Consider the following 18,100-nt stretch of genomic DNA (forward strand, 5'->3'; position numbering starts at 1 on the left):
GTGCGGACCGGGTATCGGTCGGTTGTCTTCGTATATGGCGGTGTGTGTGGCATTTTGTATCCACGATCTTCAAATTTCGACGCGATGATGCGTAAAGCCTTTCTTGAGCCTACGGCCGACCAGACCTTCGAAGTGGTGGGAGACGGCCCGTACAATTTTGTCCAGGTGCTGGAGCGTTCCCGCCGCTTGCAGGAGTCGGGCGATGTCGAAGGGGCTTGCAACGAGCGTTTCCAGGCTTTTCAACGCCTTGCCGCACTGATCCCCGATGACGAGGAGGTGAACCTCGAGTGGTCGCACCGCAATTCGCGGGCTGCGCTCGAACTGATCCGGGCTTCGGCCATCGACCACTTTCTGATCAACGACTTCGAAATGTCGGCGGCCCTGCTCGAACTGTTGCTCGAGCTCGATCCGGAGGACCATCTCGAGGGCAGCGAACTGCTCGCCTTCGACTATCTGGCCATGGACGAGCAGGAGCTCTTCGACGAGGTGATTAACGATGTCTCCGACAAGGCGGCCAGCCGCGAGGTGTTGTTGCTCTGGTCTGCCTACCGGCGCGACGGATCGTTGCCCGATGGAGAGTTGAAACGCTTCCGGACGCGCTTTGCCCCCTATTTCGCCGAATTCACGGCCGACAGCCATCCGGCCGATGCGGCCTACCTGCAGGATATCGAGAGCGAACATCCCTCGTTGGCGGCGCAGGCCCGTGAGTTGTGGCTGCAAACCGAGAACCTGTGGGTGTTGTGGCCCGGATTCATCGAGGCGCTGAAGGCTCGCCGTGCGGAGGCATAAGGCCCGCGGGACCAGATTCCCGGCAGATGTGAAAAAGCCGGATCCGTATCGCGGATCCGGCTTTTCCGTCTTTGCCCGTCGGCTGCGGGGCTATTGCTCGTTCTTTGTCTTGCGGTTGCGTACCAGCTCCTTGAAGCAGTGGCGGCAGATCGGCTCGTAGGTGTCCTGCGCTCCGAGCATCACCTGTTTCTCGTCGCTGGTCAGGCGGTGTGAATGGTGGGCGAGGTTGCCGCAGCGCACGCAGATGGCGTGCACCTTCGTCACGTATTCGGCCGTAGCCATCAACGCCGGCATTGGGCCGAACGGCCTGCCCGTATAGTCCATGTCGAGTCCTGCGACGATCACCCGCACGCCGTTGTCGGCCAGTTGTCGGCAAACATCGACGATGCTTTCGTCGAAGAACTGTGCCTCGTCGATGCCGACCACATCGACATCCGAGGTCATCAGCAGGATGTTCTGCGGCGATTCGACCGGCGTCGAGCGGATGGCGTGGGCGTCGTGCGAGACGACCTCCTCCTCCGAGTAGCGGACGTCGATGCAGGGCTTGAAGATCTCTACCCGCTGGTGGGCGAACTGTGCGCGTTTGAGGCGGCGGATCAACTCCTCGGTTTTGCCCGAGAACATCGAGCCGCAGACCACTTCGATCCAGCCCTTGCGGCTGGCATTTTCCAGAAACATGTCGTGTGTGCTGTTTTTTCGTTTCGTCGTGTCGTGAAGCTGCCCGATGGGCTTCGGTTTTCGAGGGAAAGCCTGCTGTCGCCTCTTCCGGGGGATCCGGTGTTTGGGAACCCCTGCTCCGCAGAGAGGCGGCGGCTTCGGGACGGAGGGCAAAGGTAACAATTTAATCCGGTTTCGTCAAGAGCCCCGGACGGGATCGGAGTCCGCATCGCGTCGGCCGGAGACGGGCTGCCGGAAAGAGAAACCGGACGCCCCTTTTGCGGGGCATCCGGTTCCCTTTTCGATGTTGTAGAATCGGCTATTTCCAGAGTTCCTGCTGCTCGAGGTTTTTGTTGAGCAGAATCTCACCCGACGGGATCGGCATGAGGTAGTACTTCTCGAGCCATCCCTTGCCGGCCGACGTGGGATCCTGATAGAAGTAGAGGTGGCCGGCGTTACCCTGTGCGGCCAGCTCCGAAGCCGACGCCTCGGTGGTGCCGCCTTGTTTCAGGATACCGGTCTCGCCCAGCGAGATCGAGCTGATACCCTGCGTCGTGGCATTCTCCACATAGGCTCCGTAGTGCTGTTTGTTCACATACCAGTCGGCCTTCTTCCAGCGGCGGACATCCTCGAACGAGAAGCTCTCGCCCATGAGTTCGATCAGGCGCTCGCGGCGGATCTCCCACAGCACGGGATCGACGCTCGGGTCGCGGTCCGGGTCGAAGTCCGAACCGATCTCGGCCACCGTCATGCGGCTTACCTCGGCGCGGTCACGCAACAGGTTGATGCTCTGGTCGGCCACGGTCTGGTTGAAGGCTCCGAGCTCGAACTTGGCCTCGGCGTAGTTGAGCAGCACCTCCTCGATCTTGACGAGCGGTTTGTCGGAGATCTCCTTGGCGACGTTCTGGTCCTGACGGTCCCAGCCGGCATGGTGTTTCCATACGAAGTATCCGCTCTTGCACAGCTGGTAGGTCTTGCTCGAGTTGAACGGCGTGAGGCCTGCAGCCAAGGCGCCGTTCATCGCGCCGGACGAGGAGAGCGAAGTGTTCGGTACATTGGGCTGGAGGTTGCCGCCCCAGTTGCCCGAGGGCAGCGCCTTGTGGCCCGAGATCAGGTAGTAGCCGGTCTGTACCTCGGGGATGCGGTATACCGGTTTGCCGTTGTCCGTGAGGTTCGTTTCGTTGCCGCGCGACGGGAACTTGCGCAGGTACTCCATGTACTTGTAGCCGTTCGACTCGTCGTAGGTGAAGTCGTTGATGCCCGTGCTGGTGGTGTTTACGTGATAGGGCGGCATGACCGTCTGCCACAGACGCGGATCGCGGTTGCGGAACGTCTTGTAGATGTCGCAGTTGGCGTAGTCGTAGGGCTCGCCCTCGGAATACGAGTTGTCGGCGCCGTTGTAGTCGTAGTACTTCACCTTGGCGTTGTGGATCGGCAGGCCGTCCTTGGTCAGGTAGAGGTCTACGGTCGATTGGGGCATCTCGAGCGATGCCGAGCCGATGTGCTCGAAGTGGCCCAGACGGTGCATCTTGTAATCCTCGGTATACTTCATGTAGAGGATCACGCCCGGTACGCCCTGCAGGTTTTCGGTCGTCCACAACTGGCCCCATCCCTTGCCGGGATAGGTGTCGCCGCCCGACGCGTCACCCGCGTAGAGGGTCGGATAACGGGACATCAGCTCCTCGGAGAGGCGGACGCACTCCTCGAGCAGTTTCTGCCCGGTGATGTATTCGCCCTCCTCGGCCACGTTGTGGTACTTGCGCCACGTTCCCTCGAACAGGGCGAAGCGGGTGAGGAATGCCTTCACGACATCGCTGTTCAGCGTGTTGGGTTCGGCCAGGTCGTCCTGGATGTTGTTTATGCACCAGATCAGCTCGTTGTAGATCTGGTCGGCCACGTAGAGCCTCGAGTCACGTGCCTTGTAGAGCTCCGGCGACGTGTCGTCGAGCAGATGGTCCACGTAGATGATGTCTCCGTAATTGACCATCAGCGCATAGTGGTTGAAGGCGCGGAAGAAGCGGGCAATGGCCTCCAGGCGGAGCCGTTCGCTGTCCGAGCAGACGGGATCCTGAATGTGCTTGAGCATCAGGTTGGCGGCACGGATGAACTCATAGGGCGTGCTGTAGGTGCCGTCCGAGGTCGGAATCGAGACGTTCTGTGCGGCATAGGGGTTGTCCACCGTGCCGGCGCCGTATCCGTAGTTGGTCAGGATGCCCGACCAGATGTCGCGGGTCGAGGTGCCGAGGGCTCCGCTCACGGGTATCGGGCCCGAGTAGATCGTAAAGCCGTTGAAGCAGTTGTAGAGCGTCAGCAGATAGGACATGCTGGAGTTGTACGAGGTGAAGGCACTTGCTTCCGTGGTCGTGCCTTCGGGGTAGCGCTCCAGAAACTCGTCGTTGCAGGAGGTGCTGCCCAATGCAAGCGCCCAGATGGCAAGGATATATGCTATTTTTTTCATACGAGTGATCTCTGTTTTTTTTGTTACAACGTGAAATTCAGACCGAACGAAACGGTGCGGTAGAGCGGGTAGCTCCACGAGAGGGTCTCGGGATCGATGCCCTTGGGCAGCGAGGTGAACGTGGCGAGGTTCTCGATGCTGACGAACAGACGCAGGTTCGAGACGTGGATCTTGTTCATCCAGCGCTTCGGGAAGGTGTAGGCCAGCGTCAGGTTCTTGATGCGCAGGTACGAGGCGTCGCTGAGCATGTGGTCGTTTGCACGGCGGTTCGATCCGGAGTTGGCGATCGTACCGCTGTCCGAGCCGTAGATACGCGGCAGTTTGGCGTTCGGATTCACGGGCTGCATATAGTCGGGGCTGGTCGGGTCGGTGCTGATCGGCTTCCAGTAGTCGGTCGTGCCCTCGAATACGGGATACCACTTGGCGTCGCCGGCGGCGAAGGTGTAGAGCAGCTCGCCCGTGTACATCCAGTCGCGCTTGCCGACTCCCTGCAGCATGACGCTCAGGTCGAATCCGGCGTAGCTGATGCCGAAGTTGATGCCGTACTGCAGGCGCGGCAGCGAGTTGCCGATGACGGTCATGTCACCCGGCTCACTCAACGTGTTCTTACCGCTGTTGATATCGTTCTCGTCGCTGTCCGAATACTGGTGGTCGTTCAGGTTCTTGAATTTGTAGTCTCCCGGGCGGGGGCTGTAACCCTGCAGCGTCGGAACGCCGTCCACGAGTTCCCAGCTCGACGTGTCCTTGAAGTCCTCGACCGTATAGAACCCGTCGTAGAGGTATCCCCAGATCTCGCCGACATTCATGCCTTCGTACAGCGAGCCGAGGCTCTTGCTCGAGTTGAAGTTCAGCTTCATGACCTTTGATTTGTAGTCCCAGAGGTTGAATCCCACGTTGTACTGCACCTTCTCGCCGATGTTGCCGCGCCATCCCAGCTGGAGTTCCCAGCCGCGCGTGCGCATTTTGCCGACGTTCTGGTTCGGGGCTGCGACGCCCAGCACACCCGGCAGATCGACGCCTTCGGAGAGGATGTCCTTCGTGTCGCGCTGGAACCACTCGAACATACCGGTCAGGCGGTTGTTGAACAGCGCGAAGTCCAAACCGACGTTCGACGTGGTGATGGTTTCCCACGTGAAGTTGGCGCTGACGAGGCCCGGCGTGCCGAGCTGTGTCACGTAGTTGGCGTCATCGTTGCCGTTGAGCCATACGGTTGATTTGGTCGAAAGGCCCATCGAGGCGATGTAGTCGTAGTATCCGGCCGAAGCCTGGTTGCCGATCGATCCGTAGGAGAAGCGCGGCTTGAGCTGGTTGAGCCACTTGCGTGTGCCCGACATGAAGTTCTCTTCGGCGACGTTCCATGCCATCGAGAACGAGGGGAAGAAGGCGAAGCGGCTGTCCTTCGGGAACTTCGACGAGCCGTCGTAACGGCCGCTGACCTCGAGGATGTACTTGCCCTTGTAGTCGTAGTTGAAACGGAAGAATCCGCTTCGGATGCCGAAGTCCGCATAGGAGTCGCTCACGGTGACCTTGCCCTGTGCGTTACCCATCGACGGGATGTCGATCAACGCCTGCTCTTCGGCCTGCGTGTTGTAGTACTTGTAGTCGTAGTCCTCTTGCGAGAAGCCGGCCATCAGCGAGAAATGGTGGTCCTGGGCTACGTCGATCTTGTAGGTAGCGTAGGCATTGAACGAGTTGCGCGTGTCGAAGAAGTGGCGGGCGATGTAATAGTCCTTCGAGGGGATGGTTTTCGTGGTCTCCTGGATGTCGGTGGCCTGCCACATGCCCGAGAAGTAGGTGAAGTCGGTCATCTGCTTCTGGTAGGTGTACTCGAAGACGGCCTCGAGACCCTTCACCGGGCGGAACGTCGAGCGGAACAGGAAGCGCGGCGTGTCGATGGTAGTGCGCCGGGCGTTGCTGTTGTCGATGATGGCGCGCGGGGTGAGGATCGTATATCCGTTCGGGTCGGTGCCGTCCGGGAGGAAGTTCATCAGACGGGTCGAGTAGAGCCAGCCGCCCGATTCGTCGTTCAGGTAGCGGCGCTGCTGCTGCGAGTAGGAGAAGTCTGCCTCCTGGGTGAACCATTTGGTGATGTCGGCCCCGATGTATCCTGAGAACGACATGCGGGTGTAGAGGTCCTTGTTACCGACAAACGGCCCGTTTTCACGGTAGCTGTTGCCCGACATGCGGAAGCGGATGTGCTCCGTGGCGCCGCTGACCGAAAGGTTGTGGTTCTGCGAGAAACCGGTCTCCATCATGCGGTCGTAGATGTCCTTCTGCGAGAGGTAGTAGCGCTTGCTGTCCTCGTTGGCCACGAAGATGCCGTTGCTCTGGAGCGTTCCCAGCCCCTCGAGGGCGGCACGGTCGGAGTTGTAGAGGTTGAGGTATTCGAGCCACTTGTCGATGTTCTGGCCTGCGGCGGCATAGGAATTCGAGTTGAAGGCCTCCTTGTAGATGGGCAGGTAGGTGTCCAGCCGTGTCTGCTCGGGCGTGCCGATGGCGTTGATGATACCGAAGTTGTTGCTGTAGTTGGCCGTGATGCGCTCGTTTCCTTGCGGCCTCTTCGTTGTGATCAGCACGACGCCGGCGGCGGCACGTGCACCGTAGATGGCCGAAGCCGAAGCATCCTTGAGCACCGTCACCGACTCGATGTCGTTCGGGTTGAGGGCGTCGATGTCGCCTTCGACGTTATCGATCAGGATGAGCGGAGAGAGTCCGGCGACAGCCCAATTGCCGTTGGAGTCCTTACCCAGAGAGGAGGTGCCGCGGATCTGGATCGACTTGCCGGTCTGGCCGGGGGTGTTGCCGCTGCTCGACGAGATCATCAGGCCCGGGACGGCACCCTGGAGTGCGGCTGCGACGTTCGGCTGCGGACGGTCGCCGAGCACCTCGTCCATCTTGACCGTGGCGACGGCGCCCGAAAGGTTGGCCTTTTTCTGCACGCCGTAACCTACGACAACCACGGCGTCGATGTCGAGCGCCTCTTCGAGGGTGACGACCATGCCCTGCGAGGCGGGGAGGGTCTGCGGCTTGTAGCCTACATACGAGAATTCGAGCGTGGCCTTTTCGGTGACGGTCAGGGTGAAGCCGCCGTTGAGGTCGGTCGTGATGCCGTTTGCGGTGCCGGTTTCGAAGACGGTGGCGCCGATGATCGGTTGGCCGTTCGTGTCGATAACCTTGCCCGAGATCTCGATCGTCTTGGAATCCTGGGTTTCTGCTACGGGAGCGGGCGACTCAGCTGCGGTTGCTGAATTTCCCCCCCCCCATGCTGGCAGAAACGAACATAGCCGAAGCTAAAAAGAAGAAGTGGAGAATTGTTCGTCTCATAGACATTTAGGTTTAGGTTTCTTATTCGGGACCGATTCTCCGCCAGGGGGAGGTGGCGTAGGGAAAAGGGCTCGAATTATAGTGCAATATAATAAAAAAATAACATACATGGGGTAAAAAGAGGGAAATTTTTAACGAAATGGTCATGTGCATGTTCGTTGTGTCTTCAGGCTTGTTTCTCCCTTTCTTCGGGACTCTGCCTTCGGAAGCAGTCAGGGGTACGCGGCAGGGGCAATTGGCATGTATAAGTGGCGGTTGCGGAATGATGCGGTGGTATGTTCGGTTTTTTGTGTGGCATGTTCGGTTTTTTTGTCCCGGGACTTCCGGTTGCGGGATGAGGAAATCTTCCGAAAGAGGTGGAATAAAAAAACGGGACTGCTTTTTGGCAGTCCCGGTCCTGTTTTTTTCAAAAATACCTACAGACACTCTTCGAGGCGCTCGATTCGGGCGCCGAGGGCGTTGAGCCGTCCGTCGATGTTCTTGTAGCCGCGGTCGATCTGGTCGATGTTCTGGATCGTGGAGACCCCTTCGGCCGACATGGCGGCGATGAGCAGGGCCACGCCGGCGCGGATGTCGGGCGAGGTCATGCGCGTGGCGCGGAGCCTCAGCCGGTGGTCGTGTCCGATGACCGTGGCGCGGTGGGGGTCGCAGAGGATGATCTGCGCGCCCATGTCGATGAGTTTATCGACGAAGAAGAGACGGCTTTCGAACATCTTCTGGTGGATCAGCACGGCTCCCTTGGCCTGTGTGGCCACGACCAGGAAGATCGACAGCAGGTCGGGCGTGAGGCCCGGCCAGGGGGCGTCGGCGATGGTCATGATCGAGCCGTCGAGGAAGGTCTCGATGCTGTAGTGGTCCTGTTCGGGGATGTAGATGTCGTCGCCGCGCTGTTCGAAGCGGATGCCCATGCGGGCGAACTGGGCGGGAATGATGCCCAGGTTCTCGTAGGACACGTTGCGGATGGTCAGCTCCGACTGGTTCATGGCGGCCATGCCGATGAAGCTGCCCACCTCGATCATGTCGGGCAGCAGCGTGTGGTCCGTGCCGCCGAGCGACTCGACGCCCTCGATGGTCAGCAGGTTCGAGGCGATGCCCGAGATGCGGGCGCCCATGCGGTTGAGCATGCGGCAGAGCTGCTGCACGTAGGGTTCGCAGGCGGCGTTGTAGATTGTGGTCGTGCCCCGGGCCAGCACGGCGGCCATGATGATGTTGGCCGTGCCTGTTACGGAGGCCTCGTCGAGGAGCATGTAGGTGCCCTTCAACTCCCGGCCCTCGACCATGAAGAAATCGTCGGCGACATCGAAGTTGAACTTCGCACCGAGCTTCTGGAAACCGAGGAAGTGGGTGTCGAGGCGCCGGCGTCCGATCTTGTCGCCGCCCGGCTTGGGAATGTAGCCCACGCCGAAGCGGGCCAGCATCGGGCCGATGAGCATCACCGAGCCGCGCAGGCGCGCGCAGCGGCGGCGGTAGTCGTCCGTGCGCAGGTAGTCGAAGTCGATCTCCCGCGCGCGGAACGAATAGGTGTCGTCCGACAGACGGTCCACTTCGACGCCCATTGCCCGGAGCAGCTCGATGAGCTGCATGACATCGAGGATCTGGGGGATGTTGTGCACGGTGACCCGTTCGGGGGTCAGGAGCGTGGCACAGAGGATCTGGAGCGCCTCGTTCTTGGCGCCCTGCGGGGTGATTGACCCGTGGAGGCGGTGGCCTCCTTCGACTTTGAATACTGCCATGGTGTCTCTTTTTTGCGGGCCGCGGAGGGGTCCGCACCATAGACAAAGTTAGCAAGATTTCGTGTTTTGCGCGGGTTTTTGAAATATTTTCGTGAAAAATTTTTGCGGATCGGTTTTTTGTTGTACTTTTGCAATCCGTAAAAATGTCTGAAACAATTAATATTAGATAGCTATGGCAATGAAGAGAACTTACCAGCCGTCGCGTCGCAAGCGGATCAACAAGCATGGTTTCCGTGCTCGTATGGCTACCGCCAACGGTCGCAAGGTGCTGGCTGCGCGCCGCGCAAAGGGTCGTAAGAAGCTGACCGTATCGGACGAGTCGACGTTCAAGTACGCTTAGTCTTCTTGCAGGAAAAATACATGGGTCGGCTTGCTCAAGCCGGCCCTTTTCCGTTTGATGTCATGTTTGCATGTCGAAAGGCCACGGAGGCCGATATTCCGCTGATCCGCTTGCTGGCCGGCGTGGCTTTCCCGGCGACCTACCGGGAGCTGCTCTCGCCCGCACAGCTGGACTACATGATGGAGTGGATGTACTCGGAGCAGAGCCTGCGGGAGCAGCTGTGCGGAGGCCATGTCTTCTACATCGCTTCGTGCGACGGCGAGCCGTGCGGCTATGTCTCCGTCGAGCGGCAGGGCGAACGGCTGTTCCACCTGCAGAAGATCTACGTGCTGCCCCGCTTCCAGGGGTGCGGCGCCGGGGCCTTCCTCTTCCGCACGGCGGTGGCGCATGTCCGGGCTTTGCAGCCGGAGGCCTGCCGCATGGAGCTGAACGTGAACCGGGGTAACCGGGCGCTCCGCTTCTACGAGCACATGGGGATGCGCCGTCTGCGTGAGGGCGACTTCCCGATCGGCAACGGTTTCTACATGAACGACTATATCATGGGGCTCGACCTCGGGTGAGATCCCGAATGAGGTCCTCGGCGTGGACTCGCCCGCATCAAAAACTATCGCCCCGGCTGCAATCTCTCTGCAACCGGGGCGAAATTCGTTGCTGCCCTCTGCCGGCGTCGGATTCGGTGCTATTTTCCCTCCTCGGACTTGAAGAGGTCCATCTCGCCGCGCTCGACCTTCCCGTGGATGTCGGCCAGTTCGGCGATGACGGGTGAGATGAACTCGATCGTGTCGCTCACGGCCGACTTGCCGCCCTCGCCCTTGATGCGGTAGAGCATGGCGGCGTAGAGGGCGCGGAAGCAAAGCTCCGTGTCGCTGATCCCCGGGTTGCCCAGCACGGCGCGCAGACGCGGCAACTCGGGTTCGAGCCGGGCGTAGGTCGCGCGGTAGTGCTCGCCTGCGGGGAGCTTCATCAACTGGAGGTGCAGGTCGTGCAGGTCGCGGATCAGGTGCAGCGTGTGTTCCAGGTGTCCCTTCTCGGCCTTTCCCTCCTGCTGCAGGAGGTTGGCCAGGTCGAGGTACCACATCAGGAAAAGGTGCTTCTGCTCCTCGGCGATGTCCTTGCGCGGGGCGATAAGTGTCGAGTAGATCGCCTCGGGGCTGAACTGCAGGGCCCGGAGCAGGTCCTCGAGCTGCCAGAGGTAGAGGATGTATTCGGCGATGTTCTCACGCCGCTTGGCTTTGGCTATGTCCATGACGGATCTGTTTTTCTCTTTCTTCTGTTTGGTGGGCGTCTTGTCTTTCGGGTGCTATGGCCCGGTCTGCTCCCGTATCTTCCGACCGTTTCCGCTTGGCGTCCCCGGTCTCTTGCCGGGACTCCGGTCCGGTGCCCGAGGGCTGTCCGGCATCGTTCCGACTGCTTCCGGTTCCTGCTCCCGGCTCTTTCTGCTCGGCCTTACCCCCCCCCCCCTGCCCGAGGGGCTCCACGGGCCCTTCCCTGCAGGAGGGACTCCCAGGTCCCTTCCCGCATGTCTCGCGGCGGGCGACCCTACTTGATCCAGACTTTGGGCTCGGTGCGGTGCTTGAGGAAATACTGCTGCGACTTGAGCAGGTTGCGCGACTGGAGCACCATGTTCTTCGTCTCGGTCAGGATTGTCAGGTAGAGCATCGAGGCCTTGGTGTTCGACTTCGCCTCGTTGATGCGCGCGAGTTCCGACTTGATCGCCTCGGCGATCGCCTCGAAGAGCTGGTCGCGCAGCGTCAGCACCTCCTCGATTTCGGAGAAGTCACCCTCGCGGAGCATCTGGTTGATCCGGCGGTAGATAATCTCTACGTCGTCGTTGATCGACATCAGGTCGCGAGTCTGTTCCATCGACATTCCCTCGTGGTTGTTGTCGATGTGCTCGAAGGCCGGACGGGTGATGTGCATCAGGGCCTTGGTCATCTCGTTCAGGTAATCGACCACCTGAACGTAGTAGTGGGCCGTATTGACGTCGCCGCCCTGCAGCTTGCGGAGCGTCGGCATCAGCGAGTATTTGCGTTCGCGCGACTGGTAGAAGAGGTCGTTCGACTCTTTGACCATGTCGCGCAGCACCTTGCGGTTCTCCTTGAAGACGGCGATCAGCGTGCGGTCGTAGATGCGCGTGGCACTCTCCATCGTGGCGCAAACCTCGTCACGCAGCCCCATGATGATGTCCTCGTTGGTCTCGGCACGGGCGATTTCGCGGCGGGCCTCCTTGCCTTTCTTCATGAAGTTGCTGTGGATGAGCATGTATCCGCACAGCAGGGTGATGACGATGAATGCCGCCGTTCCGCCGTAGATCAGGGCCAGGCCCACGACGAAGGCGATCAGGAAGCCGCCCAGGGCCGTGACGAACCACCCGGCCACGACGGTCATGACGCCCGAGATGCGGTATACGGCGCTTTCACGACCCCATGCGCGGTCGGCCAGCGACGAACCCATGGCCACCATGAAACTGACATAGGTCGTCGAAAGGGGCAGTTTGAGCGAGGTGGCCAGGGCGATGAGCAGGGCCGAGGTGGTGAGGTTCACCGTGGCGCGGATCATGTCGTAGGGGGCTCCGCTGTGTTCGATGTCTTCGTATTCGAAGCGGCGGGAGATGGATTTCCGCACCCGCTCGGGGATGACGCGTTCGATGCCGGCATTGATGTTGAGTGCCGCGCGGACGATCGTGCGCGAGAAGAGCGACGACCCGTACTGCTGCTCCGACCCTTCGTCGCTCTGGGTCGAGAGCGAAAGCTCGGTGGCCGAGACGTGCATCGACTTCTTGGAGGTCCAGAGCGTGAGGATCATCACGCCGCCGGCAGCCAGCAGCACGGCGAAGTTCGCGGGGACGTTCTCGTTGAGCGCACCCATCATCATCGAGGCGTCGCCCGAATGGCGGGCGATCGAGTAGGCGTCGAATCCGGCCACGGGCACGCCGATGAAGTTCACCAGGTCGTTGCCGGCAAAGGCCAGGGCCAGGGCGAAGGTGCCCGAGAGGATCGTGATGCGGAGGATGTTGATCCGGAAGCGCTGGATGATGAAGAGCAGCAGCGAGCATCCGACCCAGCAGAAGAAGAGCGACGCGAGCAGGTTCTCGTCGATCATGCGGATGAACTCATGCCCGGCGAGGATCGACTTGAGCCCCTTGAAGACGGCGAAGTAGACGATCGCCGTGAGCGAGGCGCCGCACCAGACGGCCCCGTAGCGGCGCAGGTATACCGTATAGCGGAACGAGAAGATCAGGCGCGAGATGTACATCACGACCGTGCCGCACGTGAAGGCGATGACCACCGAGAGCAGGATGGCCGAGACGATGCCCATGGCCCGTGAGGTGTTGATGTACTGTCCGAGCGAGGAGACGCCCTGCGCGGGGTCGCCGGCGATCTTGTAGACCGATACGGCGATGGCGGCGCCCAGCAGACAGAAGATGAGCGATACGGTGGTCGAGGTGGGGAGTCCCCACGAGTTGTAGAGGTCGAGCAGGATGACGTTGGCGAACATTACGCCCAGGTAGAGCATCATCACCTCGTGGAACGAGAAGAGCGCCGGGTTGAACATGCCGCTGCGTGCGACCTCCATCATGCCGCTCGACGTGATGACGCCGATAACGATGCCGACCGAGGCGACGGTCAGGATGACGCGCATCGAGGCGGCTTTGGATCCGATTGCTGAGTTGAGGAAATTGACCGCGTCGTTCGTGACGCCGACGAAGAGTCCGGAAACGGCGAGAATTCCCAAAATGCCGATGATGACGGTGTAGATTTCGCTCATGCTTGGAACGGTACAACGGTACAAATGATGAACAAAATTACGGAGAATTTTCCGATGTCACGGTTTTGCAATGGATTATTAACGTTAATTTAACGTGCTGTACGCTGGCCTCCGCCTTCTCGTCCGGGCGGGGCAAAAAGAGAGCGGCAGGTCGCAACTGGTCGCCGCGCCTGAAGAATTCGAAGGGCTGCGGAACCACCCTGCCGCTGGTAGTTTTCGTCGGACCTCCTCCCGGGTCGGGTCGGCGGGCCGTTTATGGTTTCGGATACGTTTTTGGATCGGTCTCTGTTGCCCGGGGTGGTGCGGTCGCGCTGTTGGGAAAGCGGCACCCGGGGCTTTTCGTCTTTTCTGTTTCGAAAAAGGTCCGGAAGATTTCCGGGAGGCAAAGGTAACAAAAAGTTCCGAGAATGCAAATTCCGGATTGCCGTGTGCGGCGGGTTGCCGGAGCCCCGAAAAAAGACCGCCGCGGGAATGCCGCGACGGTCCGTGTCCGTATCCCGGAGCGGGGATTAATCCTCGTCCGTATCGGTGTAGGCCTTGAGCAGTTTCTCCTGTACGTCGGCCGGAACCTGCTCGTAGGAGGAGAACTTCATCGTGTAGGTAGCCGAACCGGAGGTGAGCGACGAGAGGGTCGTCGAATAGCGGTAGAGTTCGGCCAGCGGCACGAGGGCGTTCAGGCGGTCGAATCCCTTGTCCGACTCCATGCCGGCGATCATCGCGCGGCGGTTCTGCAGATCGCTCATCACGGCGCCCATATACTCGCTCGGGGTGAGGACCTCGACATTGTAGATCGGCTCCATGATCTTCGGGCCGGCGTTGCGGAAGGCCTCCTTGAAGGCGTTTCGTGCGGCGAGCTTGAACGAGATTTCGTTCGAGTCCACCGGGTGCATCTTGCCGTCGTAGATCACCACGCGGATGTCGCGGGCGTAGGATCCCGTCAGCGGGCCCTCGTCCATCTTCTCCATGATACCCTTGAGGATCGCCGGCATGAAGCGTGCGTCGATGGCGCCGCCGACGATCGCCGAGTAGAACTGCAGCTTGCCGCCCCATGCCAGGTCGTACTCCTCTTTCGTCTTGACATTCACGACCATGTCACCCTTGCCGGGAACCTTGTAGTTCTTCGGCTCGGCGATTCCGTCGTAGTAGGGCTCGATGATCATGTGCACCTCGCCGAACTGTCCGGCGCCGCCCGACTGCTTCTTGTGGCGGTAGTCGGCCTGCGCCACCTTCGTGATCGTCTCGCGGTAGGGGATCTTCGGGGCGATGTACTCGTAGGAGAGCTTGTTCTCCTTCTCGATGCGCGAGCGGAGGATGTTCAGGTGGTGTTCGCCCTGGCCCTGGATGATCGTTTGCTTGAGCTCCTTGGAGTATTCCACGAGGATCGTCGGATCCTCGAACTTGGCGTCGTTGAGGATCTTGCCCAGTTTCTCCTCGTCACTCTGCTCCTTGCACTTGATGGCGGCGCGGTAGCGCGGCTCGGGGAAGACGATCTGCTCGATGGTGACCGGAGCGGCGGCAGCCGACAGCGTGTCGTTCGTGCGCGTGCCCTTGAGCTTGACGGTGCAGCCGATGTCGCCGGCCGAGAGCTCCGTCACCTTGATGCGGTTCTTGCCCGCCACGGCGAAGAGCTGCGAGAGCTTCTCCTTGTTGCCCGTGCGGGTGTTCACCAGCTCGGTACCCTCGGTGATCTTGCCGCGGATGACGCGGAAGTAGGTGATCTCGCCGATGTGCTGCTCGATCTGGCTCTTGAAGACGAATGCCACGGCGGGAGCCGCCTCGTCGGCCGTAATCTCCTCGCCCTCGGTCGAGAGGAACGCGGGGGCCTTGAGCGGGCCCGGGGCCACGTTGATGATGAACTCCATCAGGCGCTTGGTCCCGATATCCCACTTGCCGCTCGTGCAGAAGATCGGCATCACCTCGCGGCGCGATACGCCGATCTTGAGTCCGGCGCGGATATCGTCCTGCGTGAGGGTTCCCTTGTCGAAGTAGAGCTCCATGAGGGCCTCGTCGTGCTCGGCGGCCATCTCCACGAGCTCCTTGTTGAGCGCCTGGGCGCGTTCCAGCTCCTCGGCCGGAATCTCGAGCTCCTCGCGGTGGCCGTCGTGGTCCTTGAAGCGGTACATCTTCATCATCAGCACATCGATGAACGAGTCGAATCCGGCGCCCTGATTGACCGGATACTGCACCAGCACGGGCTTTACGCGCGAGGCGGCCTTGATCGAATCGAAGGCGGCTTCGAAGTTGGCCTTGTCGGCGTCGAGCTGGTTGATCACGCCGATGACGGGTTTCTTGAGCAGGCGTGCGTAACGGGCCTGTATCTCGCTGCCGACCTCCCAGCCGTTCTGTGCATTGAAGAGGAACACGCCGACGTCGCCGACCTTGAACGCCGAGAAGAGATTCCCGCAGAAATCGTCCGATCCCGGGCAGTCGATGATGTTCAGCTTGCGGTCCATGAACTCCGTGAAGAGAATCGTCGAATAGATCGAACGCTTGTATTCGTGCTCGATATCCGTGTTGTCCGAGAGCGTGTTGTTCGTCTCGATACTACCCCTGCGGTCGATGACCTTCCCTTCATAGGCCATCGCTTCGGCAAGGGTAGTTTTTCCCGTGCCGGGCGCGCCGATCAGTACGATGTTCTTGATCTCTTTTGCTGAATAGTTTTTCATATTCGGACTATGTTTTAAGGTTGATTTTCGGTTAGCCGACTATAAATATACGAAAAAATCGGGAAAAACAAGCCGGCATAGCCTTTTTTTGTTCCTTTTCCGAGGCCGTGGAGTGTCATTTTGGGGCTGTGCGGCTCCTGTTCGTAAAAATTGCCGGATGTCCCGGACGGAGCCATCTTCCCGGGCGTGTTTGGGACTCGGTTCGCAAAAGGAACTCTCCGTGCAGGCAAAGAAACAGAGGCGGGCCGCCAGATCCGATTGCCGGATGGCAGCCCGCTCCGTATCTGTGCGGTGTGGTTTTGGGGTTATTTCCCGACGACGGCCTCGAGCTCCTCGACCGTGACGGGAATCTTGCGGTCGCCGAGCATCCGGCTTCCCTCTTCCGTCACGAGGATGTCGTCCTCGATGCGGATGCCGCCGAAGTTGCGGTAGGCCTCCAGGGCGTCGTAGTCCACGATTCCCTTGTAAAGACCCTCGGCGCGGCACTTGTCGATCAGCGCCGGGATGAAGTAGAGGCCCGGTTCGTCGGTCAGCACCGTGCCCGGCTCGATGCGCCAGGCCGCGCGGTAGATGCAGGTGGCCGACTTGGCGGCACGCTCGGCGATCGTCGAGAAGTCGAACGAGCGCTCGCCCATCGCCTCGCAGTCGTGTACGTCCATGCCCAGTCCGTGGCCCAGTCCGTGGGGCATGAACATCGTCATGGCGCCCGAGGCCACGGCATCAGCCGCCGTACCCTTGATCAGTCCCACGCTGATCAGCCCTTCGGCCAGCGTGAGGTAGGCGGCCTTGTGGATCTCGGTGTACATCATGTGGGGCTTGACGATGCGGGCCACGTGGTCGTGAGCCGCCAGCACGATGTTGTAGATCTCCTTCTGCTGCTCGGTGAAGCGTCCGCTGACGGGATAGGTGCGGGTGTGGTCCGAGCAGTAGTTGTTCACCGTCTCGCCGCCGGCGTCGCAAAGCAGCAGCCGGCCCTCCTCGAGCACCCCGTCGCAGTTGAGGTTGTGGAGCGTTTCGCCGTGCTGCGAGACGATCGACGGGAAGGAGAGTCCCGATCCGAGCGACTTGGCGACGCCTTCGATCGCGCCGGCGATCTCGCGCTCAACGATGCCCGGGCGGCAGAGCTTCATGGCCAGCGTGTGCATTTCGTAGCCGATGCGGAAGGCTCGCTCCATCTCCTCGATCTCCTCGGCGCTCTTCTTTTCGCGCATCTCCGCCACGGCGAACATCAGGTCCACCGACTTGTAGTCGTGCAGCAGGGCGGGCTTGATGCCCAGCAGTTCCGACAGCTGGAGCTTTGTTTCGCCGCGGTAGGGGGGCAGGTAGTGGATCTTGCGCCCCTGGGCGATGGCCTTGCGCAGGCGCGCCTCGAGGGCGGCTGTCGGGAAGGTCTCCGTAACGCCTACCTGGGCGCCCAGCTCGCGGAGCGTGGGCTGCGGACCGGTCCAGATGATGTCCTCGACGGTGAAGTCGTCGCCGTAGAGGGCCTCCTCGCCCGAGTCGGCGTCGATCAGACCCACCAGCGAGGGAATGTTGAGTCCGAAGTAGTAGAGGAACGACGAGTCCTGGCGGAAATAGTAGGCGTTGTTGGGGTAGTTGTTCGGTGCGGGGGCGTTTCCCGGAAGCAGGATGATGCCCTGCCCGATTTTCGTGCGCAGCATCTTGCGGCGCGCGATATAGGTTTTTGCTGAGAACATAATGTTGCGGTTTTCGACAAATATAGCAAAAATCCGCCTTGGGTCTTACGCCGCGCCCGCTTTTTTTCGGCCTGCCGACGGAGCCCTGTGTCTCAGAAGCGGATGTTGCCGCCCTCGGGGGTCACCGTGACGGTCACCTCGCGTCCGAGGTAGAGCGCCAGGTTCGGCTCCTCGTGACCGGCCGGCAGTCCGAAGAGCACCGGGATGCCGAGCGGACGCAGCTGCTCGGCCAACACCTCGCCGGCATCCTCCACGCCGAACTTCCGCTGCCCCATCATGTCGGTCAGGTGGCCCACGACGACGGCCTTCACGTTGCGCAGCGCCCCGCTGCGGTGGAGGCTCTGCATCATGCGGTCGAGGCGGTAGACGAACTCGCCGACCTCTTCGATGAAGAGCACCGTCGGCTCCTCGGCGCGCAGCTCCTCGGGGGTGCCGATCGCGGCGCAGAGCACCGTGAGGTTTCCGCCGGCCAGACGGCCCGAGGCGCAGCCCGGGATGTTGAGCGGATGGGGCTCCGTGTCGATCTGCTGCGTGAGCCCGAAGAGGGCCTCGCGCAGCGACTCGGCCGAGAGGTCCTCTTCCTCGTCGTCGAAGCGGAAACCTGCGGGCATCTGCCCGTGGATGCTTTCGATTCGGAGGTTGCGCATCACCAGGTGGAGCGTCGTGAT

Annotated in this window: 11 protein-coding genes and 1 pseudogene; 3 read left to right on the forward strand and 9 right to left on the reverse strand. The window is 60.8% G+C overall.

The genetic code is table 11. The features are described from left to right. Positions 1–87 precede the first annotated feature (87 nt). A complete protein-coding gene (locus QZL63_RS09835; RefSeq protein ID WP_022309131.1) occupies positions 88–789 on the forward strand; it encodes a hypothetical protein in 702 nt (233 codons plus the stop codon). Between the two features lie 90 nt (positions 790–879). On the opposite strand, the gene QZL63_RS09840 is transcribed toward QZL63_RS09835, so the two are convergent. The 4 genes from QZL63_RS09840 to murA all read right to left on the reverse strand — a co-directional run bounded on the left by QZL63_RS09840 (position 880) and on the right by murA (position 8,961). Next, the gene (locus QZL63_RS09840) at positions 880–1,467 is read right to left on the reverse strand and encodes a thymidine kinase (RefSeq protein WP_022309132.1); all 588 of its coding nucleotides are present in this window, start codon (positions 1,465–1,467) and stop codon (positions 880–882) included. 298 nt (positions 1,468–1,765) lie between these two features. After that, on the reverse strand, positions 1,766–3,904 hold the full coding sequence (locus tag QZL63_RS09845; RefSeq protein WP_022309133.1) for a RagB/SusD family nutrient uptake outer membrane protein: 2,139 nt from the start codon (positions 3,902–3,904) through the stop codon (positions 1,766–1,768). A gap of 23 nt (positions 3,905–3,927) precedes the next feature. Beyond that, a complete protein-coding gene (locus QZL63_RS09850) occupies positions 3,928–7,176 on the reverse strand; it encodes a SusC/RagA family TonB-linked outer membrane protein (RefSeq protein ID WP_369677307.1) in 3,249 nt (1,082 codons plus the stop codon). A 468-nt stretch (positions 7,177–7,644) separates the two neighbouring features. Further along, positions 7,645–8,961, reverse strand: coding sequence for a UDP-N-acetylglucosamine 1-carboxyvinyltransferase (gene murA, locus QZL63_RS09855; RefSeq protein WP_022309135.1), 1,317 nt, complete (start codon positions 8,959–8,961; stop codon positions 7,645–7,647). 178 nt (positions 8,962–9,139) lie between these two features. Between murA and rpmH the strand changes: the two genes are divergently transcribed. Then, a complete protein-coding gene (gene rpmH, locus QZL63_RS09860) occupies positions 9,140–9,301 on the forward strand; it encodes a 50S ribosomal protein L34 (RefSeq protein ID WP_010261331.1) in 162 nt (53 codons plus the stop codon). A 62-nt stretch (positions 9,302–9,363) separates the two neighbouring features. Next, positions 9,364–9,861, forward strand: a complete 498-nt coding sequence (locus tag QZL63_RS09865; protein WP_290586815.1) for a GNAT family N-acetyltransferase — start codon at positions 9,364–9,366, stop codon at positions 9,859–9,861. A 119-nt stretch (positions 9,862–9,980) separates the two neighbouring features. Here the strand turns inward: QZL63_RS09865 and QZL63_RS09870 are convergent, their stop codons facing one another. The 5 genes and pseudogenes from QZL63_RS09870 to QZL63_RS09890 form a co-directional block, all read right to left on the reverse strand. Next, on the reverse strand, positions 9,981–10,547 hold the full coding sequence (locus QZL63_RS09870) for a DUF4924 family protein (protein WP_022309137.1): 567 nt from the start codon (positions 10,545–10,547) through the stop codon (positions 9,981–9,983). Between the two features lie 293 nt (positions 10,548–10,840). Then, positions 10,841–13,069, reverse strand: a complete 2,229-nt coding sequence (locus tag QZL63_RS09875) for an inorganic phosphate transporter (protein WP_022309138.1) — start codon at positions 13,067–13,069, stop codon at positions 10,841–10,843. Between the two features lie 509 nt (positions 13,070–13,578). Further along, the gene (locus tag QZL63_RS09880) at positions 13,579–15,735 is read right to left on the reverse strand and encodes an elongation factor G (protein WP_022309139.1); all 2,157 of its coding nucleotides are present in this window, start codon (positions 15,733–15,735) and stop codon (positions 13,579–13,581) included. Between the two features lie 305 nt (positions 15,736–16,040). After that, on the reverse strand, positions 16,041–17,432 hold the full coding sequence (locus QZL63_RS09885; protein ID WP_022309140.1) for an aminopeptidase P family protein: 1,392 nt from the start codon (positions 17,430–17,432) through the stop codon (positions 16,041–16,043). Positions 17,433–17,524: 92 nt separating this feature from the next. Continuing rightward, positions 17,525–18,100 (reverse strand): annotated as a pseudogene (locus QZL63_RS09890) (LD-carboxypeptidase); the annotation flags it as partial.

It is taken from the genome of Alistipes sp. CAG:268 (assembly GCA_000434235.1).
GTDB lineage: Bacteria > Bacteroidota > Bacteroidia > Bacteroidales > Rikenellaceae > Alistipes > Alistipes avistercoris.